This window comes from cf. Phormidesmis sp. LEGE 11477 (assembly GCF_015207105.1).
Classification (GTDB): Bacteria; Cyanobacteriota; Cyanobacteriia; order Phormidesmidales; family Phormidesmidaceae; genus Phormidesmis.
On record NZ_JADEXO010000029.1, the window covers coordinates 34,274 to 54,690 of the forward strand.

17 protein-coding genes are annotated in these 20,417 nt (G+C 50.6%); 3 read left to right on the forward strand and 14 right to left on the reverse strand.

What is annotated here, in order from left to right; translation table 11 throughout:
• Positions 1-108 precede the first annotated feature (108 nt).
• Together IQ256_RS10670 and IQ256_RS10675 are read left to right on the forward strand one after the other, a co-directional pair.
• A complete protein-coding gene (locus tag IQ256_RS10670) occupies positions 109-1,521 on the forward strand; it encodes a DUF3370 domain-containing protein (protein ID WP_193855534.1) in 1,413 nt (470 codons plus the stop codon).
• Positions 1,522-1,632: 111 nt separating this feature from the next.
• Positions 1,633-2,388, forward strand: a complete 756-nt coding sequence (locus IQ256_RS10675; protein ID WP_193855535.1) for a TIGR04282 family arsenosugar biosynthesis glycosyltransferase — start codon at positions 1,633-1,635, stop codon at positions 2,386-2,388.
• A gap of 88 nt (positions 2,389-2,476) precedes the next feature.
• Here the strand turns inward: IQ256_RS10675 and IQ256_RS10680 are convergent, their stop codons facing one another.
• The 7 genes from IQ256_RS10680 to IQ256_RS10710 all read right to left on the reverse strand — a co-directional run bounded on the left by IQ256_RS10680 (position 2,477) and on the right by IQ256_RS10710 (position 11,570).
• Positions 2,477-3,319, reverse strand: a complete 843-nt coding sequence (locus IQ256_RS10680) for a DUF1206 domain-containing protein (RefSeq protein ID WP_193855536.1) — start codon at positions 3,317-3,319, stop codon at positions 2,477-2,479.
• Positions 3,320-3,508: 189 nt separating this feature from the next.
• Positions 3,509-5,251, reverse strand: a complete 1,743-nt coding sequence (locus tag IQ256_RS10685) for a DAHL domain-containing protein (RefSeq protein WP_193855537.1) — start codon at positions 5,249-5,251, stop codon at positions 3,509-3,511.
• A gap of 11 nt (positions 5,252-5,262) precedes the next feature.
• A complete protein-coding gene (locus tag IQ256_RS10690; RefSeq protein ID WP_370623411.1) occupies positions 5,263-6,342 on the reverse strand; it encodes a cytochrome-c peroxidase in 1,080 nt (359 codons plus the stop codon).
• Between the two features lie 215 nt (positions 6,343-6,557).
• Positions 6,558-6,926 carry a hypothetical protein gene (locus IQ256_RS10695; protein WP_370623412.1) on the reverse strand — a complete coding sequence of 123 codons (369 nt, stop codon included), beginning with the start codon at positions 6,924-6,926 and terminating at the stop codon, positions 6,558-6,560.
• A 52-nt stretch (positions 6,927-6,978) separates the two neighbouring features.
• Entirely contained in the window at positions 6,979-8,511 is a 1,533-nt protein-coding gene (locus IQ256_RS10700; protein ID WP_193855538.1) for an anthranilate synthase component I family protein, read from the reverse strand.
• A gap of 265 nt (positions 8,512-8,776) precedes the next feature.
• The gene (locus tag IQ256_RS10705) at positions 8,777-9,244 is read right to left on the reverse strand and encodes a photosystem I reaction center subunit II PsaD (protein WP_193855539.1); all 468 of its coding nucleotides are present in this window, start codon (positions 9,242-9,244) and stop codon (positions 8,777-8,779) included.
• 142 nt (positions 9,245-9,386) lie between these two features.
• A complete protein-coding gene (locus IQ256_RS10710) occupies positions 9,387-11,570 on the reverse strand; it encodes a DICT sensory domain-containing protein (protein ID WP_193855540.1) in 2,184 nt (727 codons plus the stop codon).
• A 504-nt stretch (positions 11,571-12,074) separates the two neighbouring features.
• Here IQ256_RS10710 and sigC point away from each other — a divergent pair.
• The gene (gene sigC / locus IQ256_RS10715) at positions 12,075-13,406 is read left to right on the forward strand and encodes an RNA polymerase sigma factor SigC (RefSeq protein ID WP_228024761.1); all 1,332 of its coding nucleotides are present in this window, start codon (positions 12,075-12,077) and stop codon (positions 13,404-13,406) included.
• Positions 13,407-13,457: 51 nt separating this feature from the next.
• Here sigC and IQ256_RS10720 read toward each other — a convergent pair whose 3' ends face one another.
• From IQ256_RS10720 to IQ256_RS10750, 7 genes are all read right to left on the reverse strand, one after another.
• Positions 13,458-14,879, reverse strand: coding sequence for a M48 family metallopeptidase (locus IQ256_RS10720; protein WP_193855541.1), 1,422 nt, complete (start codon positions 14,877-14,879; stop codon positions 13,458-13,460).
• 163 nt (positions 14,880-15,042) lie between these two features.
• Positions 15,043-16,173 (reverse strand): hypothetical protein, encoded by a 1,131-nt coding sequence (locus tag IQ256_RS10725; protein ID WP_193855542.1) that lies wholly within the window; start codon positions 16,171-16,173, stop codon positions 15,043-15,045.
• Between the two features lie 143 nt (positions 16,174-16,316).
• Positions 16,317-17,345 (reverse strand): alpha/beta hydrolase, encoded by a 1,029-nt coding sequence (locus IQ256_RS10730; RefSeq protein WP_193855543.1) that lies wholly within the window; start codon positions 17,343-17,345, stop codon positions 16,317-16,319.
• Between the two features lie 28 nt (positions 17,346-17,373).
• Positions 17,374-17,538, reverse strand: a complete 165-nt coding sequence (locus IQ256_RS10735) for a hypothetical protein (protein ID WP_193855544.1) — start codon at positions 17,536-17,538, stop codon at positions 17,374-17,376.
• A gap of 164 nt (positions 17,539-17,702) precedes the next feature.
• On the reverse strand, positions 17,703-18,743 hold the full coding sequence (locus IQ256_RS10740) for a YhcG family protein (protein WP_193855545.1): 1,041 nt from the start codon (positions 18,741-18,743) through the stop codon (positions 17,703-17,705).
• Between the two features lie 438 nt (positions 18,744-19,181).
• Positions 19,182-19,646 carry an SH3 domain-containing protein gene (locus IQ256_RS10745; RefSeq protein ID WP_193855546.1) on the reverse strand — a complete coding sequence of 155 codons (465 nt, stop codon included), beginning with the start codon at positions 19,644-19,646 and terminating at the stop codon, positions 19,182-19,184.
• Between the two features lie 83 nt (positions 19,647-19,729).
• Positions 19,730-20,417, reverse strand: a 688-nt coding sequence (locus IQ256_RS10750; protein ID WP_193855547.1) for an AAA family ATPase, incomplete at its 5' end; no start/stop codon positions are given.

A 20,417-nucleotide genomic window follows, 5' to 3' on the forward strand; every position in this document is an offset into this window, starting at 1 on the left:
ATAGCAGCTAGTTCTATAGCAGCCAGTTCCTTTCAAACTCTTTCCCCAGCAGATTTTCTCTCTCCCACTACGCAGTCTCTTACGCAACCTCTTCAGACCGCGCCAGAGATGACTGGGCCAGAGGTGACTGCGCCAGAGCAGATCGCACAAGCAGAAAATGAGATCATCACAGTGCCGCAAGAGGTGCGATCGCTGCCTGGTCAATTGGATACGGTGCCAGTTTTCAATAGCAACAGTCCCGAAATTATTGAATCTGACGGTATTCTCCTGTCTACTTTTCCACCTAGAGGCAAAGGCACGCCATCGGCTCATCTTAATTATCCGCTAAGCGGTCGCTTTGATATCTTTTCGCACCACGTGGCCAGAGGGCAAGATGACCAGGACGATCGCACGGTGTATGAAGGGATTATCGTTCACAATCCGGGCAGCCAGGCCATTACACTTTCTGTTCGAGAAGGCGCTTCCTACATTAGTCAAGAATCGCCCTGGAACGAGATTGCCTCTGGCACTTCTAACCTGTATAGCGACAGTTTCTCAGGGCCAGGTAGCCGGATCGTCAATGATATTTTGCGCGATCGCCGCCATCCTGCCCTGCCCGACCGGGTGACCATTGCGCCCCGCACCACCCACCTGCTACTCAACGCGCCGATTCCTCTGCGTCGCCTCAACGTTCCTACAGATGGTACGCATCCGGCAGGCAGTCTAATCACCCCGCCGCCTAGAAACGTCAGCTCTGGTGAAGGACCTAGGCTCAACGGTCGCTCTACGCTGATTCGGGTACACAGCAGCGGCCCGGTCTATGTGGCCAGTCTGGCGATGCATGCGCCTCAAGTTGATGGCAATGAGCAGGTGCCTACCCTAGATGAGTGGAAGCATCTGCTTTTTCGAGGCCAGCTATCTGAGCCCCGCGATCAGCCGCCTAGTAGGCCCGGCAGCCGGGCTAATCCATTTCGCTATGGCCGCGTTTCTGGGATTTCTCGGGGCTCTCAATGGCGAGCAACTTTAAGCGATCGCAACCGAGACCAGCTAACCATTCCTCGTCCAGGCGAGCAGTTTTCCTATGGCATCAGCACCTTAGAGCGCAATACCTTGGGCACTGGCCAAATCCAGAGCGCGCCGATTCTAGCTCGCTACCGAGACACTGCCTACCGCGCCAACGGCAACTATGGCGTTGAGTACAATCTGACATTACCTTTGCACAACGCCACCCAGCGCCCTCAAACCATAGCGCTATCTGTCCAAACGCCTATTCAAAACGACAGTCTAAAAGACGCCCTTCAGTTCTATCAAAGCCCTAAGAATCGGGTCTTCTTTCGGGGGACGGTGTTATTTATCTACCGAGAAGACGATGGCAGATCTCGCGCCGCTTTCACGTATCTAGAACAGAATCAAGGCCAGCAGGGTCAGCCATTAGTGACCATGACCTTAGCACCGGGCGAGCAAAGAGATGTCAACGTTCAATTTTTGTACCCGCCAGATGCAACGCCGCCCCAGGTATTGACCGTTAGCACGCTAGAGTAAGAGGTGTCTTGTAGAAGTATCTGCCTTTGTGATTATTTCAGAGCAGGTGGTTACAATATCAGCTACAACGACTATGGCTGGTCGTTGGAAACCTGGCCATCACAAGACAATATGCCCCCTTCTCATCGTCTGTTGTTATTTCTACGCTACCCTCAGCCAGGGCAGACCAAAACTCGATTGATTCCTGCCTTAGGCGCTGTGGGCGCGGCTCAGCTACAGCGTCAGATGGCTGAATATCTGCTGGCCAAACTCGACCATCCTGCCTGGCAGCTCCAGATTCACTTTACCGGGGCTAGCCTACGAGATATGCAGTCCTGGCTAGGCTCAGGCTATGCTTACAAACCCCAAATAGAGGGCAATCTGGGTGAGAAACTGTGGTCTGGGTTTCAGTCGACTTTTGCAGAAGAAAACCCTGCCCTCTCATCGCAAAATCGGGTAGTTGCAGTCGGCGCAGACTGCCCAGACTTAAGCGTTCGGCATATTCGCCAGGCGTTTGAGCACCTAGACTATGACGATGTGGTGCTCGGACCGGCCCTAGACGGCGGTTACTATCTAATTGGGTTACGACAATCTTGTTTGCCCTCCAAATCTTTTTCGAGTTCGCCTACTTCTAGCGCTCTCCCTCCCGATTCTCTTTCTCAAAAGTCGCTATTCACAGATATCAGCTGGAGCACTTCTGCCGTATTGCGACAGACCCTAGAAAGCGCTAAAGCTCTAGACCTTTCAACCGCGCAGCTAGAGACGCTAGCCGACATCGATCGTCCATCGGATCTAGCAATCTGGCACAGACTTCAAACCGATGCCTACCAAGCTAATCCGAAGCATTCATCAAACTCGCTATCTACAGACAGGGTGTATTTTAGTTGATACATCTCTTGTTTATAGCGAGGCGGCAACGATGAAGTCGAGTTATCTCACTCGCAACAGACTGTCGCAACAGCGAAAGCCTCTCCGTCTACTGTTCAGGCGAGATGCGTCGGTAGCGGGCTTGAACCAGCAGATGAACGCCGTATGCCAACATGCCAAATGCGATAACGCCCATCAAGATAGCGCCGAAGGGCTGTTGCTCAATGACCTGTAGAGCGCCAGCTGTCGTTCTAGCCTCACTAGCGTCAGAAGATCGCGCCGCCTGAGCAAAGAAATATCCTACAATCACTGAGACAATGCCTTTGCAAATCAGTCCAAATCGTCCAATCCGCACTACCCAGCTCTGTGCGGCCTCGTTCATTTCAGCTAGCTTTAGCTTCTTTCTAAACTTGATTTTGACACCGCGATAGATACAGTAGAATCCGTAGGCTACAGCGCCAGCTGCGACGAGTCCGACTAGCCAGCGGCCAAAGGGCTGAGAAAGCAGGGTTGCTGTCTGTTGGTTAGAGCCACCGCCACTGCTGCCGCCAGATGAAGATCCACCGCTAAATACGATGCGAAAGGCTACAAAGGATAGACTTCCATAAATAATGCCGCTAACGGCGTAGGACAGACGACGCAGGATGTTTTTGGCCCCATCATCGTCGTGCTCAGGGTCAAAGATAGCGGCCACAAAGCGCCAAATGACGTATCCTATTAAGCCGACGGCGACTAGGAATAGCATGACCTTGCCAAAGGGCTGACTAGCGATAGTCTCGAACGCACCGGTAGAGCCAGTAACTTTGCCGCCCCAGTTGAAGGCTGCTTGAATAGCAAGTATGCCTACTAGCGCGTAGATGACTCCTTTAGCTGCATAGCCAAAGCGGGCTATGACTTCGATCCACTTAGCGGTATCGCTACTGCTAGATGATCCAAACGATTGATTGCTCATAATTACTTATCGACGAGTAAATCTCGTAAATATAAAGCTTGAATGGTCTGTGCCGAACAGCTCGCTACAGCGCTCGCCACTTTGCTCCACACATTCTCTAGCGGTAAAATCCTTATCGCCTGAAAGAGCAGAGCGATCGGTTAACACCCATCGGTTTAGTCTCTTCTACTGTAGCTACTGTAGCTGCCATCAACTACTGATAGGAAGTTCAATTTGAAAGGTTGTCCCTTCTCCAAGGGTTGAGGCAACACTCAGTCTGCCGTGATGCGCTTCAACAATAGTTTGATAGCTAACAGTCAGTCCTAAACCTGTTCCTTTTCCAACCGGCTTAGTCGTGAAAAACGGGTCAAATATTTTTTCCTGATCGGCTTTGGAAATGCCCACACCGTTATCAGTGATCTTGACAACCGCATGAGCCGCTTCGACATAAGTCGCAATCGTCAGGGTGGGCGAGAAAGAGTCTTCCGACGATTTCTCTCGTAGGGCATCTATGGCGTTACCGAGCAAACTGATAAAGACTTGATTGATAGCTCTAGCGTCACAGAAGACCGAAGGGAGCTGGCCGTAGCGCTTGCCTACGCTGATCGAAGATCCCTCGGACGAGCCAGCAAGCTGATAGTTGAGTAGAAGCAGGCTGCTATCTAGGCCTTCGTGAAGATTGACAGACTTATAGCGAGATTCATCTAATCGAGAAAAATTACTTAGAGACTCAACGATTTTCTGAACTCTACTGGTTCCGGCTTTCATTGAATCCAACAGCTTTTGCCAATCTTGTTTCAAGAAATCGAGCGCGATATTTTGGCTGAATCTTTGGATTTCCTCGGCAGGTTTGGGGTAGTGTTTTTCGTAGAGCGAGATAAGTGCTAGGCAGTCTTGAGTGTAGTCTGTATTGATATCGATATTGCCATATATGAAGCTGATCGGGTTGTTGATTTCGTGAGCGACGCCAGCCGAAAGCTGACCTAGTCCAGATAGCTTCTCTGCTTGAACGAGCTGTGCCTGAGAACGCTTGAGCTGAGCGATCGCGTCTGTCAAGGCTTGAGTCTGCTCGTTTACCGCATCGCTTAGCCGCAGATTGACCGCTTTTAACATGCGTGTGTTTTGTTCGACCCGGACTAAATAGCCTAAGTAGATGACTAGCGCCACAGCAACAACAAAGAGGCAGATGAGATAGTTGTTCTTTGTTTGCGTCACTTCTCGGTAGTAATCTTTGTAATTGAGTGTGAGCTCGTTAATAGCAGCGCCAAGGGTTTCGTCAGAGAGTAAGCTTACTAGCTGATGGGTCTCTCCTTGAAGCCTCAAAATAGCTGCAGCATGACGGAAAGCATTATCTGTGATAGGGGGTAATTCTGCTTGAGCCATCAGTTTTCTTATGTCCGACGGCGCTGCTAGCGCATTGTCTAATGAGTACATGAGGACGAGCTGAGAGACTTGCTGAAGAAGGGCGATGGAGGGGGCGAATCTGTTTTCAGTTTCTAGCTGATCAATGATTGTGGCCATTGCTGTTGGAAAGTAGGTAGTAGAATTTTTGAGAATGGCATTTTCTGATTTAAAGTCTTCTATCTGAAGATCCCTCAAGGCTGACTGCTCTTCTATTTCAGCGAGCTTTTCTTGAATGGTAAAGTGAGGTGGCAACTGCGACAGCGAGGTTTCCAACGCTTCTAGCTGACTAAGGAACGCTGAAGTGTCGGCTGTCAGCTTGTCGTAGTTATGAAAGACAGAAGAGTAAGACTTTAAGATATCTGCCTTGATAGCAAGGTGCGATCGCTCTATGGCTTGTAGCTGTTCAATGATTTGATAGTGCTGGCCAACGCTGTGAACTTGAGTTTGCCAAAACAGACCTGTAAGCAGCAGCAAAAGAGAGCTCAGCAGCAGCGCAGCGCGCAGACGCGGAGCCTCTAATCGTGACAGTAGCTGACGGATCTTCTTCATGCTGCTTCTGTCTAAGATGCCTGCTGAGATGCTGCATCGGGTGGTGGCCCGGTCAGCGTGCGTAGAAAGCTTACAATCGCCGCCGTATCATCTTGAGGAATTTTTCGGCCAAGCTGATATTGGCCCATAATGCGAACGCTTTCTTCAAGCGTTTCTACACTACCGTCATGCAGATAGGGTGCAGTCAGCTCAATATTTCGCAGAGAAGGCACCTTGAACACATAGCGATCGCGCGCTCGTCCCGTAATATTCATCCGGCCTAGGTCAACCTTCTGGACATTGCCGCGAGCCAAAAAGTAATCTTCCATAACACCTAAGCGCTGGAACATATTGCCACCTACATTTACTCCTTGGTGACAGGCAACGCAGCCATATCGCTTAAACGCATCGTAGCCTTGCTTTTCCTGGACGGTGATGGCAGAGTGATCACCTTTTAAATACCGATCGAACTTAGAATCGGGCGTGACTAAAGCCCGTTCATAGGTGGCTATAGCTTCTCGAACCGCATCGGGCCGTATGCCATCGGCATAAAGCGAGCGAAACGCTGCTTGATAGCCTTTATCCTGGCTGAGCCTGGATATCACCTCAGGCCAGGTGCTGTTCATCTCGTTGGGGTTGAGCAGCGGTTCATCTATCTGAGCTTCCAAAGACTCGACCCTGCCATCCCAGTGCTGTCGAAAGTTGAAGGCACTATTCCAAACCGTCGGCGTATTAAGGCCCATGCGTTTTCCTCTGGCGATCGCAATAGGCAGGCCGTCCGTGCCACCTAGCGCGTTGATATGACAGCTCGCGCACGATAATGAGCGATCGCTCGACAGCCGCACATCATGAAATAGGCGATCGCCTAGCGCTACCTTTTGAGTATTCAACTTTTTTATTTTTGGAATCGGTTCAATAGGCTCAGGCGTAGTCCCATCTCGTCCATAGGTCTGCACTGACGAAGACTGATACAGCTCCACACTACTTGTACGGTAGTTTGCTGTAGTCTGATCGAGCCGACTGCTAAACAGCCCAGAACTCGCTAACGCAGCGCAGAATAGCAGCACGCTGATGACCGCCAAAATAGAGATATCCTTTCGCTGCCACTTCACCTTTAAGCTTAGCCCTGATCGCTAGTTTGCGCGGAATGCACTGCCAAAACGCCCTACTAAAATGCCCTATCTATTCCACGACATTGCTGCTCAAGGTCTATTGATCCATGACACCTATCCATAACACCTACTCTTCGCTAAAGATCGAACATCTAGAGAGTTGAGATCGTAGCTTTAAAGCAGGTAGATAAAGCAGGCAGATGAGATCACTTCTATCACTGCAAATCTGTTAAAAAGTCGGGAATATCCACCACGTGATAAAAGATCAAAACAGCAACAATAACGGTGTAAAGCGTTGCTCCGCCAAAGCCAAGCAGCATATCTCTTGTCATGTTTTGCTTGGCTTCTGGTAGAAATATATCGACTGCTCCGAACTGCATCATCACCATTCCCAGCACATTAGAGAGCCAGTAACCGACCACCGTTCCAGGCATAAACCACTGAGGATTGATCCATCCCACGCCGTAACCAATTATCAAGGCAATCGGTAAGTTGAAAAATAGGTCATTCCACCACGATAAAGGCGATAGCATGTAGCCAAGGCCCATCAGCGCCCCACCGCGCAGATGCTTAAATAAGTTCACGACTCTACTGTCCTTTGAATAGCCGGATATAAGACGCTAGTAGGCAGCACGCTTAGCCTTTTAGGCATCGCACCGCTTCCAACATTCCCTTGGCTTTATTTAGCGTCTCTTGATACTCGTTTTCAGGGATCGAATCTGCAACTAGCCCAGCGCCCGCCTGCACGCTGATCGTTTGAGCGCCGTCCGCCGCCGACTGAACTACCATGGTGCGAATCGTGATGGCGCTGTTGAGCTGGCCTTCGAAGTCGTAGTAGCCATAGACGCCAGAGTAAGGGCCTCGGTAGTCGGGCTCTAAGTCTTTGATGATCTGCATGGCGCGAATTTTGGGTGCGCCGCTGACAGTGCCCGCCGGAAAGCTAGCCTTTAGCAGATCCCAAGCGGTCTTATCAGGCGCTAGATCGCCGACGACGTTGCTGACGATGTGCATAACGTGGGAGTAGTTTTCTATCACCATCAGCTCATCGACTTTGACCGTACCGCTAGTGCAGACACGGCCTAGATCGTTGCGCCCTAGATCAACTAGCATGACGTGCTCGGCAATTTCTTTTGGATCGGCTAGAAGATCGGCGGCGTAGTCGGCATCTTCAGCCGCGTTTTTGCCTCTAGGGCGAGTGCCTGCAATGGGCCGCAGGGTTGCGCGCATCGCACTGTTCGGACCAGTGACAGTGGCTTTTACCATGACTTCAGGGCTAGATCCGATGAGCTGCCAGCCGTTGAAGTTGAAATAGCACATGTATGGAGAGGGATTCACCAGCCGCAAAGAGCGATAGAGATCAAAGGGATCGCCATCGTAGCTAGCTTGGAGGCGCTGAGAAATAACAACCTGAAAGATATCTCCCGCTCGGATATGGGCTTTGGCTTTCTCGACACTAGCGCAAAATTCTTCGGGTGTGCGATTGCTGCTGTATTCCAGGGGTGGTGCGGTGCTAGCTTCTGGTGAGGTCCAGGTGAGCAGCGTGTCTTTTTCGTTGAGCGGCGATCGCAGCTTAGTCACTAGTTTGCTAACGTGATCGCACGCTGCCTCGTAAGCGGCCTTTAGATCCCCATCAGGGTCTCTAAGATCGGCATAGGCGATCGCCCACACCTTACGCTTCACCTGATCAAAGATCAGCAGATTGTCTACCTGCATCCACAGCCCATCCGGCAAACTATCCTCACTGCGCGCGTGAGTGGTCACCGTCGGCTCGATCCACTTGATCAGTTCGTAGCCCCAAAACCCAAACAGTCCACCAATCCCAGGTGGTAGTTGAGGCAAGCGAACGGGCCGTAAAGGCTCGATGCAGTCCTGCAAAATATCGAACGGATTGCCCTCTAGTACCTTCTGTCTAGCATCGCGGAAGGTTTGTGTGGTCTGATCTCCCTGCGACTCTAACACCCACAGCGGGTCACAGCCTAGAAAACTGTAGCGCCCTAATGTCTCTCCACCTTCAACCGATTCGAGTAAAAAACTATATGGCTGACCCGCACAAACTTTGTACCAAGCCGAAACAGGCGTATCGAGATCGGCTACCCATTCTTGATATACCGGTACAAAGTTTCCCTGTGAGGCCAAGTCCGAGAAGGCTTCAAAATCTGGAAAGATCATGGTAGGAGGTACTACAGATATTCTTACAAAGCGAAGCAACTAGCTAACATACAAACTGACGTAACAGATACATTTAAACGCTCGCTATTAAAAAAGCGAAAGGACAGCTAAAGATAGCGGCCCTTTCGCTAGGTAGATAGCCTAATTGCCTGCCCTTAGCTTTCACAAATGAACAAGCTATTAGATAGGCAACGTAGGTTAGACAACTGCGGACTAAACACTGTGGACTAAACGGTGACGGACTGAGTACTCGCGAAGTCAGTGACTATGGGCGAGGCAACCCAGTTGTCTTGACATCAGTTTTCTTCCGATCGGTTTCAAAGGTATTTTGACCGCTGAACTTAATAGTTGCAGGATCTGGATTCTCGCCGATACGACGATCTTTCTTACCGCTGTAGCCACGACCTTCGTTAACTTTCTCAGGAAACACACCGTCGGCTGGGTGAAGGAAGGTAGTTTCGCCGTTAGGAAGAATGCGATAGATTTTGTAGTCGGTGATTTTGGGCTTGAACTTAGTTCTTAGCTGAGCACCTAACGCTAAACACTGTTCTTTGCGAGCTAGCTCCAATAGGTTCTCACCTTCATTCATTGTGGCTGCCCCGCCTGTCGGCATCTCAAAGACCTGTTCCTTCTCAGAAGTCCAGGTGATTGCATACCGCTCTTCTACAAAAGCTGCTGTCAGGAGACCGCCAGTGCTGCCGCCAAATTTGGGCATTGAGCCAGTTAGTGCCATGAATAATCTCTCTCAACGATGCCCCAAATCGTAACATCGTGCCGTGAACACTTTAACAGACCCGAAAAGAAGCGTAACAGTTCTTCAACTGTACTCATAGAGTGTATTCTTCTCACGGCTTGTTCTAGCACTGATTGCCGATCTAACGCCGCTTGGTCGCTGATTTAGAAGCTATCTTAGCGCTGCTTTTGGCCGGGCGTTCTTTGGCCCGGCGGGTCGGTGAATAGCGGCTGGTTTGACTGACAGCAGGTAGGGTGAAATGAATTTGAGTGCCCTGATTTTTGCCAGCCGATGTCGCCCAAATCTCACCTTTTAACCCTTCAATGATTTGCTGACAAATCGCTAGACCGAGTCCTGTTCCGCCGACAGATCGACGCAGGGCACCTTCTTCTTGATAGAACCGTTCAAACACCGTTTCTAGTCGCTCGGCTTCGATGCCTCGACCGGTATCAGCCACAATGACTTCAACGGTGTGTGCGTTTCTCATCTGGGCGCTGATGGTGACCTTTCCATAGCCTGTGCTAGTACCAGCGGTGCTGGCTGCGTCACTAGTCCCTTCTGTGCTGGTCCCTTCCGTGAATTTGCAGGCGTTATCGAGCAGTTTGGAGAGAACTTCTACAATCCATTCGCCATCGGCCCGCACAAAGGGCAACTCGTCTGGTATGTCCGTTTCAATTCGGATAGCAGGGGCTGAGTTAGAAGAGTTCTGCCAACGCAAACTGCTCAGGGCCAGATCAACACATTCTTGCAGAGAGAGCGATTCTAGGTTCCACTCTACGCGCTGGCTTTCTAGTCGCGAGAGGGTCAGAAAATCTTGAACTAGCTTACGCATTCGCTCGGCGTCGGTCAAAGCCGTATCTAGCATCACCTGTCGTAGGTCGGCGGACATATCGGGCTCTGTCAGCAGGCTCTCCAAACAGACGCGAATGGTGGATAGCGGGGTGCGGAGCTCGTGGCCAGTGATAGCAATTAGGTTGCTGCGGGTGCGCTCTAGATCGGCGAGCTGCTGATTGAAGTCTTCGAGATGGGCGTAGGCTTCGGCCTGAATCAAAGCAACGCTAAGCTGATTGGCGATCGCCTCGCTCAATCCAATTTCGTCGTCACTCCAGCGATGCTTGCGTTTGTCATCTAGATGGAGTTCGACCATACCGAGCAGCCGATTTTTATGAATTAACGGCACCAGCAAGCAGCCAAAAATTTGCCAGCGTCGTAGCCTAGTTTGAGCTGTATTCAGATCGATATCTGGTGCCAGTGGGCTCTGATCGCTATTTGTACTGCTGCCTTGGTTGCTGCTCGGGTTACTGCTCGGATTGCTGATATCGTCGACGGCTAGGGTTTGGTGCTGAGCTTTTACCCACTGGTAAAGGGGGTTGTGCTTCAGCGGCCAGGTAGCGCCTTTTAACGAAGTGATATGGGGCTGGCGATATTCATGCTGGATGGTGGCATCTGGATCGTCAGCGGTACAGCGGTAGATGATACAGCGGCTAACGTCTAGAACCCGACCGAGCTCTGCAGCGGCGATCGCAAAGATCTCAGACGGATTAAGCGATTTGCGAATAGCGGCTGTGATGGAATTAATCAGCCGCGCTCTTTGCTCTTGAAGGGCGATCGCTCGATAGGCTTTTAGCTGTTTGTACTGGCCTGCTTGCAGATAGGTGATCAGCCGCTGGGCGAAGGGATCTTTTTCGACTTTTTCTAGATCGGGAGCCTCATTTACGATTTCGGGAATAAAGCGATCGCGCGCCCGCTCCACCTTGGCAGCCAAGTCTGGTCGATATTCTTGAATGCGATCTAGCAGCAGCTTTGCCGCCCGCAAGCTAACTTGCCTATCCAAAGTCCAGATGCCCTCAAACCGCCGCGTCTGATCGAGGTGAGAGGCCGCTTGGTCTGGGTTCGTTTCAGTTTCTAGGCGTTTAGGACTGACTAACATGGGCTGACGCTCCCGGCAGATCAGCGCAGCGCTATAGTGCTTATCGATCACGACCAGATGCCACTCTTCAGTGAGCGCATCTTCTTCATCAAAATCTATCTTTTCGTAGTTAGTGCTTTGTTCTTTAGCCGTTTTATTAAACTGGGTGTCGCTAGCTGAGAGCACATAGACCTGATCGCTCGTCTCTCCGATCCGCACGTAGCGCTGGGCTTCTTGGCGGTAGAACCTTTCTTGCTGAAAGCTGGCGATAATCAACGGCTGCTGCTCTGAGCCTGCTAGGACCTGATCCTCCATGGCATGAGAGAGCGCTGTCAGCGATGTTTTGAAATACATTTGAGTGCGTAAATTTGGCAGCAGCTCAAACATTTCTTCCACAATGGAAGTTGGATTACCCATGCGTTCATTCGCTCATCACAGGGAAAGCGGCAGACAACTCAGTCTAGAGCCAGAATACCAGGTGCCTACAGATCAAGCGGCGATAAGTTTATTAAAAGCAAAGAGATTAAAAGCAAGAACCGTGCCGATAAAGTCTGCGCTCTACAGATGCTAAAGCCGTTTTGGGGCGATCGCTAGCCTGCTTCTACGATCCGAGCTAGCGGCCTTGTACCCCTTTGCTCTGTACTCTTTTGCTCTGTGCCAATGACAAACGTGGAATAGCGGATTCTACTTAAGCAAGAGCAAGCTGGTATCTCTTCAGTAGAGCCGAGGCAATCGTTAACTTTAACGCTCTCTTATCAGAAAACAGCAAAATATCTGTGGTTTTAACTGAAGAGTTCTGTAGTGAAGCGAATCTTGAGCAAAACCTCGTTCTGCTCCAAGCCCCAATCGGTTGGGCATACTTCTTACACAAGGGGTGAGCTTCGCCGATTCTCAACTCTGTACTCGCTATCTCGCACCATCATGAAAGCTACATTCGACTCTGTCGCAAAACCAACTACTGGCTCTGCGGCTAGTGTGCCACCAGATAGGAACGGCTATACATCAGACGGTAGTCCTCACGCAACAGGCGGATCTTCTGATGATGAACCCTCTGGTACGGAGCTAGTAATGCCAGAAGACGACGAGGACGAAGCAGGTGAGGAGGATGGATCTAACGATGTTCATATCGAGGGATTAGATTCAGAAAATCATACTAATCCTAGAGCGACTCGTTCAACAGACCTGGTGCGGCTATATCTGCAAGAAATTGGTCGGGTCAGCTTACTAGAGCGCGACGAAGAGGTGGCCGAGGCTCAGCAAGTACAGCAGCATATGGAGCTGCTAGCACTGCGAGACAAAACGGCTGAAGAGACCGGCGGTCTACTTGCTACCTATGTGCATTTGCTAAACACCAAAGCGCAACTGAGCGCCCAGCTAGGTCATCGGCCTTCCCTAGAGCGATGGGCAAAGACGGCTGAGGTCGATATCAAAGATCTAAAGCCAACGCTAGCGCAAGGTAAGCGACTCTGGGCAGAGCTAGCAGAGCTCAGCGTAGAAGAAATCGTCGAGATTCAGAACGAGGGAACGCGAGCCAAAGAGCACATGATCAAGGCTAATTTGCGCCTAGTCGTCTCTGTCGCGAAGAAATATCAGAACCGAGGTCTAGAGCTGCTGGATTTGATCCAGGAAGGGACGCTGGGGCTAGAACGCGCGGTCGAAAAGTTTGATCCGACTAAGGGCTATCGATTTAGCACCTATGCTTATTGGTGGATTCGCCAGGGAATCACCCGTGCGATCGCCACCCAAAGCCGCACCATCCGCCTGCCCGTCCACATCACTGAAAAGCTCAACAAAATCAAAAAAGCCCAGCGCAAGATCTCTCAGACCCAGGGCCGCACCGCCAAAGTCGAAGACATTGCCAAAGAGCTAGACATGACCGTCGCTCAAGTGAGAGAAGTCCTGCTAAAAGTGCCTCGCTCGGTTTCGCTAGACACCAAAGTCGGCAAAGATCGGGATACAGAGCTAGGCGATCTGCTAGAGACGGAAGATATGTCTCCTGAAGATAAGCTCATGCGAGAATCTCTCAAACGCGACCTCAATCAGCTACTCACCGACCTGACGACCCGCGAGCAAGAAGTCATCACCCTACGCTTTGGGCTAGGTGACGGCGTCCCCTATTCCCTTGCTGAAATTGGTCGCACGCTAGAGCTGTCTCGTGAGCGCGTTCGACAGATTGAGTCCAAGGCTCTGCAAAAGTTGCGCCAGCCTAAGCGCCGCAACCGCGTCCGCGACTATCTAGAAGTGCTGAACTAGAAGTACTGAACTAGAAGTGCTGAATTAGGACCCCGTTCTCTATCGCCATCCCTAGCTGCCTAGCGTTTCACGAATCCGCTGCTGAATTTCGCGGTGACGGGCAATCCCCTCGTAGGCAAAGCGATTGTAGCCATTCTCGTCAATCAGCGCGTCTAAGTAAGACAGCCGCGTTGTCGTTGCCGGGTGAGTGGACAGATATTCAGGCGGTCTTTGGCCACCTTGCTCACTGAGCGTCTGAAAGAAGTTGTGGAGTCCGTCGGCGGCGTAGCCTGCCCCAGCAACGGCGCGAGTGCCCAAAATATCTGACTGGCGCTCGTTTTGACGACTGTTATTGAGAGAAACTAAGCCCAGCAGATTGCCACCTGCCGGAATGACGTTGTTGGCAGCGGCTAATAGACTGGCCTGTGACATGCTCTGGTAGCCATGTGAAAGGACGGCGTGAGCAACCTCATGGCCCATCAGACCAGCCAGCTCAGACTCAGAATTAGCCGCTAGGATTGCGCCCGTATGGACGAACACCTTGCCGCCCGGTAGCGCAAAGGCATTGATTGAAGGATCTTCTATCACCCAGAACTCGTATTCAAATTCGTCACGGCCCATGAGTTCGGCAACGTCTTCGCCAATGCGGGTAACGTAGTCGATGACGACAGGATCTTCAAACAGTTTGTTGCTAGCTTGAGCATCAGATACGTATTGAGCAGCAAAGCGACTCCCTATGTTTGATTCGCCTTCTACGATCATCTGAACGGCCTGTAGCGTCTGTGGATTGAGCGCGTTTTCGAGGGCGCTGCCGCCCCCTAGAAAGATGTTGCCGATGATGCCAAGGCCGGTTTGCGCTAGATATTGCGATCGCACAGAAGACTTAAATCGCTTTAGATCCCGCTCTGCACTCTTTTCAAAACTGTTGACCTCTGGGTGATCGGGATTCACCATCGCAAACAGCCGCGCTGCAATCGAAGCCTCTAATGGCTGGCCAGCGCTACGCAGGGCGTCAGTTCGAGCGCTGGCAATGTCGGCGTCGCGGGGGAACAGCGTGGAGGCTTGCTCTAGAACAGCTAGTGCTTCATCTGAAGCTTCAGTGTCTTGGAGAGTTTCGGCTAGCGGGCTATAGGCAGGAACAAATTCTGGCGATCGCGCTAGCAGATTGTTAAGAAACACCAGCGCCCGCTCTGGCCGATTTCTGCTGAGGCTAGTTTGAGCCTGCTGCCAGTTACTTTGTTCGTTGGCCCCGAGCTGAGTGATATCGGTGACTGGCTCTGGAAAATAGGTGGCAACAGTACTCGATCCGGCTGACTTGCACTGGCGATAGAGCTGTTCAGCAGCGGTGGTATTGCCTTCTAGATAGAGCTGATCGGCTTGGCTGATCGTATCGACACAGCTAGCAGTATATTCTTCGGCGTGGCTGCCAGGCGTAATAATAGCAAGTAGGGTAATGACAGCCAGTCCAAAAGAGAGCAAGCGGCGCTTGAGCATATTCAATTTCCCTGTATACAAATTAATTTAATCTACAGACAATTTAAGTCAGAACCACGCGATCAGTATCAAGCTGTTACACCTTGATACCAATGAGCTATAGCCAGTGCTCATCACTTTGCTCTACACCTGACGCTAGCTTCAAAATGCTCTTAAGGGCAGGTCAAAGCTCACTGTCGCAGAGAATCGTGTAGTTCCATAGCGTGCCAGAATCAGTATTGCCAATTACTTTGACGCCGACATAGTTCGTGTTATCTGGCAAAGAGGCAATTTGAGTGATGTCGTAACCTGATGCGGGGCCGACCGCAAAGATCATTTCGCCGTCGTAGTACAGCTCTATTCGATCGGGAATCTCATAAAATTCGTATTGCAAAGTCACTAACGGGTTGCGGCCTTTGGGTAGGCGGAATAGATCGGTTCTAATTTCGTTAGCGCCTTCGTAGGTTTGCGGTTCGTTGCAAAGAACAGGCGGCTGACAGGCAACAGACTGAAAGGTGATATTGCGAGAGTTAGGGACGGTTGAATTTTCTAGTGCTTTGGCGCTAAAAGTCAGTATCCAGTTGAACAGTTTGCCGTAGTCTGACTGGGCTTGCTCAAGGGTTTTGGCACCACTGCCTACGGCTACCGACATATTGTAGAAGCGAGTGCGAATAGTTTGCTGACAGCTATCGGTGTCAGTCTGTGCAAGCTGAAAGGATTTGTTTGCCCAGTCGGTAATGGTCTGGTCGGTAATGGTCTGGTCAGTGACGATCTGATAGTCAATAGAGTGATTGGTAGACTCGCCGCTGAGCGTTTCTACAACTTGGCCACTGGGCGATCGCACGACGATTTGTCCTGACTCAAATGTAGCTGAAGCCCCGTCCGCTAGCTGCGCGATCGCAGGCTGATTGTTGTTGTAGCGGATACTAAATTGGCTGAGGCTGGCTGCAATCTGCTGATTGCTCAACGAACGATCTTCATCTATGACCTGATCGGGCTCTGGCACAGAAACATTGCTAAAGCGAGTTTCATACAGTTGGAACCTGCCTGTATCTGGCAAGCTGACTTCATGTAGCTGCCGAGTGCCTGTAGAAGGCGAGATGCTTAGAATTTCATTACGACCGGTACTGTAAGGCGTTTGTTGAGACACCACAAAGTCATTCGCTAATGCGCCTTGTAGATCGGTAGGGGCCTCGCGAATGAGCGGAATAGCTGCAACAGGCATCGCAGAGCGGGATTCTGCTGGGATAGTATTTGTTGCGATCGCAGCTAAGCCAGTTAAACCTGCAAAAGCAACAGAATGCAAGAAAGACATATGAGCTATCTATAATGTGGGCTGTCTATAGAAGATGTTCAGACCGCTTAGTGCCACAGGCTAAGATTAGTGCCACAGGCTGAGATTAGCGTCGTAGGCTAAGATTAGCATCGTAGGCTGGAGATTAGCATCGTAGGCCAAGACTACCTTGAACTGCCCAAAATCTCTATGCGGTTGATCGGCCTGGCCCTAGCCGGATCAACAGGGACGCGGCCTGTACGCATACATTCCCAGGCGTGCCGCAAGAGCAGTCCAGCATCACCCGTTTCTGGATTGTCTAGAAAATAGATATGGCCCACCCGGTCATACTGGTTGTTAAAATCGTCGCAGTCGATAGCGTATACATTGTTAGCTACTTTAGCTAGATCTTCTGGGCCAGTGTGTCCAAGTCGGCGAGAGGCATTGCTAATGTTAGCGACTTTGCTAGCGCGCAGAGCCAAATCGTCAGCGGCGTAGTAGGTCACCACATTGCGGCTCACAAGGGGTATGACGCCACCTGCCTTACCAGGTTCTAGGGTTTCGTTGACGACATCAGCCGCGCACATAAAGACATTTCTAAAGAGCAGTCCTAAGCTGTTTTGAGGATAGTATTTGGCGGCTAGATGAAGCGCCCCGCGCAGAACCCGGTTGCCCATAGAAAAAGAGAGCATGTTGACCCGCTTCAAGCAGGGATTGTCTAGCGTGCTGTTCTCTTCTCGCCAGCTCAAGAACTTTTGCAGCAGGCGCATGTAGGAAAAGGCGCTGGCGTCGGCAGACTTTTGATCGTCGAAGTAGTCGCGGACTTTGCCAAAGTCGTTGTCACAGGGCCAGATTAGCGGAATGACCTTGATCTTTGGGCTTTGAATGAAACTGGATCGGTCAGTTTGATAAAGCGCATCGAGCAGGTTTTGAAGCTGTTCGGCTTGAGCGAAGGCTTCTTCGGGCTGGGTAGAGAAGCCGTGGATAAAGAATAAAATCTGGTCGGCGTCAATTATTCTCAGTTCGTCAAAAAAGTTACTGCTGCCGATTTCGGTGTAGTCGAATAGGCCCGTTCGACGACAGCAATAGAATGATTGCTCTGCTTGGTTATTTTCAAGGACGAAGTTAACAGATCGCTCTAGACGAATATCTACCCCTGGAGCGGGCAGCGGGGTGAGTCCTTGCTCTAGGACTCGATTGGTGACAAATAGCATGGGGACGTTTATACAGCAAAGCTAGGCGCTAAAGCAAGCTGTCAATAGTCACAGCCAGCATAGCCGCGATCGCAGTAATCCCAATCCCATCAATCGGACTTTGCCCCAGACTAACGGCGAAACTAGTGATCACGCCAGCGCCGAGAGCTGCGATCACCAATGAGCCTACCCAGTCTTTACCTGATCGTTGCATAGGTTGGTCAACCTGATAGAGAACGGCTTTGTTATAGCGATCTCAACCTATCATTCGGCGTAACTTTACCTAGTTCTCTAGAGAGGTTCTGTAATCAACCGTTGAATTGAGAGATCTTTCTTAACACAGCTCTCAGAAAAATTAGATCCGTCTTGCCCGCTAGCCTATTGCCCCACTTCCTGAGCAGCGGCCTGAATTTGCTGGCGTAATTCTTCTTTGCTAGGCAAGTAGAGCTGATACTGAGAGGCGAAGATATTGGCATCCTGCGGTAGCGTCAGCTCAACTAGCGCATCTTCTTTGTGTTTGCACAGTACAATGCCGATAGCCGGATTCTCGTCTTCCGTTTTGACGTAGCGGTCGAAGTAGTTCACATACATCTGCATCTGACCAAGGTCTTGATGTGTCAGCTTGCCTATTTTCAGGTCTATGAGTACGTAGCAGCGTAGTAAGCGATTGTAAAAAACCAAATCGACATAAAAGTGGTCTTCTGCAAAACTGAAGCGCTTTTGTCTGCCACCAAAAAAGAATCCTTTGCCAAGCTCTAGTAAAAAGTCCTCTAGCTTGTCGATAATAGCGGTTTCGAGCTCGTTTTCTGAGTAGTTGGGATGCTGTTTCAGCTCTAAGAATTCTAGAACGTACGGATCTTTAAGGACATCGCGCGGTGCCTCTATAATTTGTCCTTTGCTCGATAGCCTCTTGATTTCATCAGTATCTCGACTCAAGGATAAGCGTTCAAAAAGTGCAGAATTGATTTGGCGTTTGAGTTCGCGAACAGACCATTGATTAGAGACGGATTCAACTTCGTAGAAGGCACGTTCTTTTGTATTCCGAATGCCCATTAATGTTTGATAGTGTGACCAGCTAAGCTGAAATTGTTCGCTTAATTGCTTCAGAGGAATATCCGGGATTAATTCACCAGACACTGTCTGGTGAATCTGAGGATAGGTCTGATAGAACTGACGAAAGTTTCTAAGATTGGACACCGAGCAGCTTGGAACACCTAGCAACTTCAGCCGTTGAGCTAAATCTTTCATCAAGCGACTACCATACTCTGCTCGATCTTCTCCCTGCTGTTCAAACTCAACGATGTAGTAGCCGAATAGCCAATTTCGGACAACAAGCGAATAGTTGACAGCTCGGCTAGCCTGCCGCTGAAGAGATTGATGTGTTTGAGTAAGCGTTTGAACTAGATTGTCCAGATTCATTTTCTCGCTCACCTAAATTCAATATTCTTCTACTCGAATTAGCTGCCAGACATTTGATGCTTTTCTAACCGGACCATACTCTCTAAAATTTGTTGTCTTCTGATCCTCAATCTCCCTCAACAGACTCTGAGCGCATCTAAGTCTTATAGTGCCTGCTTCGTAGGAAAACTGAGGCAGAGTTACAACGTAAGCAATCTTCCGCTTGATTTCCTTCTGATTTCGTGAAAGAAACAGCGTTACACTCGGAGAAATTGTCTATACAACTCCTACACTCAAGAAACTCAGTTGTCTAAGGAGAAAACTCGCTAGACAACTTCTGGCAAAGGAGATTGTTGATCTTTTGTCAGGAAACCTCATATCTTTTCCTAAACGAATTTTTAGAAACTCGATACATATACTTGAGCGCTCACTTAGACAGCAATAGCCCATTGACAAGCATTACTGCTGCCTAAGGTTGCCGTCTTTGACCCAGCCTTCTTCGCCGTTGCTGAGCTGAATATTTAGCCAGCCGCTGTCTTCCCCGAGGACAGTGACACTCTCTTGATAGCCAACGCCACCGATATTGTCATAGTCTGTCCCTGGACCCGATCGCAGAATCAGGCCGACTGATGGGGTGACGATCGCAGTGTAGGTGCCTTCTGCAAGTGGTTCGGGTTCTGGTGCGGTGGGTTCTGATGCGGGTGCTGCGGCAGCATCTGCTGATGGCTGTTCGGCTTCAGGGGCACTTGCTTCGGGCGGCGGTTCTGGCAGGTCGTTGGTGTAGGTAGGTCTTTCAGGGGGTTCGGCGTTGCGAGCCATGAAATACCTCAGCATGGAAGCGCCTGCTAAGGTCATGATCAGCATGGCTAGGATCAGGCCCAGAATAAATTTGCTTAGACCCAGCAGAAAGTTTCTCATTACCATGGTTAGCAAGCTTTGGCGCGGTGCCAAGCCGAAAGATTTCTATGGTTATAGCGTGAAGGGGGGCGCAGCGTGAAGGGGGGCGATCAGTCTGCTTTATTTCGCTGCTGCTCAATCCGCTCCGTTAGGGGGGATTGCCTAGAGGCTAGGCGAGCGCGGCCATCAGCGGCCCATTGCTGGAGGGCTTCTATCTGATGTTTGGCAGTACGAGCGAGCGGAATGATCTGGCTGACGGCTTCTAGCACGTCGTCGCTGGTGAAGTCTCGATTCTGGCTGAAGCCAATGTGCATGGCTTCAATAATAGACTGCTCAATTTCTGCACCAGAGAAATCGGGCGTTTCATAGGCTAGGCGATTGATATCGTAGCTAGCAAGGTTGTGCGGACGCAGGCGAGCCAGATGCACCGCAAAGATGGCTTCGCGTTCTTCTTGACTGGGCAGGCCGACGAAGAAAATTTCATCGAAGCGGCCACGGCGAAGCATTTCGGGGGGAAGCGATTGAATATTGTTGGCGGTCGCAACCACAAAAACGGGGGAAGATTTTTCGGCTAGCCAGGTGATGAACGTGCCAAAGACGCGGCTGGTGGTGCCAGAGTCACCGCGTCCATCGAATCCGGCAAAGGCTTTATCAATTTCGTCAATCCATAAAATGCAGGGGGCCAGGGCTTCGGCTAGCTGAATCATTTGTCGGGTGCGCGATTCTGATTCGCCGACTAGTCCACCGAAGAGTCTGCCGACATCGAGTCGCAAAAGCGGCAGGTGCCAATGGTGGGCG

Excerpts from the sequence above, each read along its gene's own strand:
- IQ256_RS10670 (WP_193855534.1), top strand. The coding sequence starts at position 109 with ATGACTGGGCCAGAGGTGACTGCGCCAGAGCAGATCGCACAAGCAGAA.
- IQ256_RS10675 (WP_193855535.1), top strand. The coding sequence starts at position 1,633 with ATGCCCCCTTCTCATCGTCTGTTGTTATTTCTACGCTACCCTCAGCCA.
- IQ256_RS10680 (WP_193855536.1), bottom strand. The coding sequence starts at position 3,319 with ATGAGCAATCAATCGTTTGGATCATCTAGCAGTAGCGATACCGCTAAG.
- IQ256_RS10685 (WP_193855537.1), bottom strand. The coding sequence starts at position 5,251 with ATGAAGAAGATCCGTCAGCTACTGTCACGATTAGAGGCTCCGCGTCTG.
- IQ256_RS10700 (WP_193855538.1), bottom strand. The coding sequence starts at position 8,511 with ATGATCTTTCCAGATTTTGAAGCCTTCTCGGACTTGGCCTCACAGGGA.
- IQ256_RS10705 (WP_193855539.1), bottom strand. The coding sequence starts at position 9,244 with ATGGCACTAACTGGCTCAATGCCCAAATTTGGCGGCAGCACTGGCGGT.
- IQ256_RS10710 (WP_193855540.1), bottom strand. The coding sequence starts at position 11,570 with ATGGGTAATCCAACTTCCATTGTGGAAGAAATGTTTGAGCTGCTGCCA.
- sigC (WP_228024761.1), top strand. The coding sequence starts at position 12,075 with ATGAAAGCTACATTCGACTCTGTCGCAAAACCAACTACTGGCTCTGCG.
- IQ256_RS10720 (WP_193855541.1), bottom strand. The coding sequence starts at position 14,879 with ATGCTCAAGCGCCGCTTGCTCTCTTTTGGACTGGCTGTCATTACCCTA.
- IQ256_RS10725 (WP_193855542.1), bottom strand. The coding sequence starts at position 16,173 with ATGTCTTTCTTGCATTCTGTTGCTTTTGCAGGTTTAACTGGCTTAGCT.
- IQ256_RS10730 (WP_193855543.1), bottom strand. The coding sequence starts at position 17,345 with ATGCTATTTGTCACCAATCGAGTCCTAGAGCAAGGACTCACCCCGCTG.
- IQ256_RS10735 (WP_193855544.1), bottom strand. The coding sequence starts at position 17,538 with ATGCAACGATCAGGTAAAGACTGGGTAGGCTCATTGGTGATCGCAGCT.
- IQ256_RS10740 (WP_193855545.1), bottom strand. The coding sequence starts at position 18,743 with ATGAATCTGGACAATCTAGTTCAAACGCTTACTCAAACACATCAATCT.
- IQ256_RS10745 (WP_193855546.1), bottom strand. The coding sequence starts at position 19,646 with ATGGTAATGAGAAACTTTCTGCTGGGTCTAAGCAAATTTATTCTGGGC.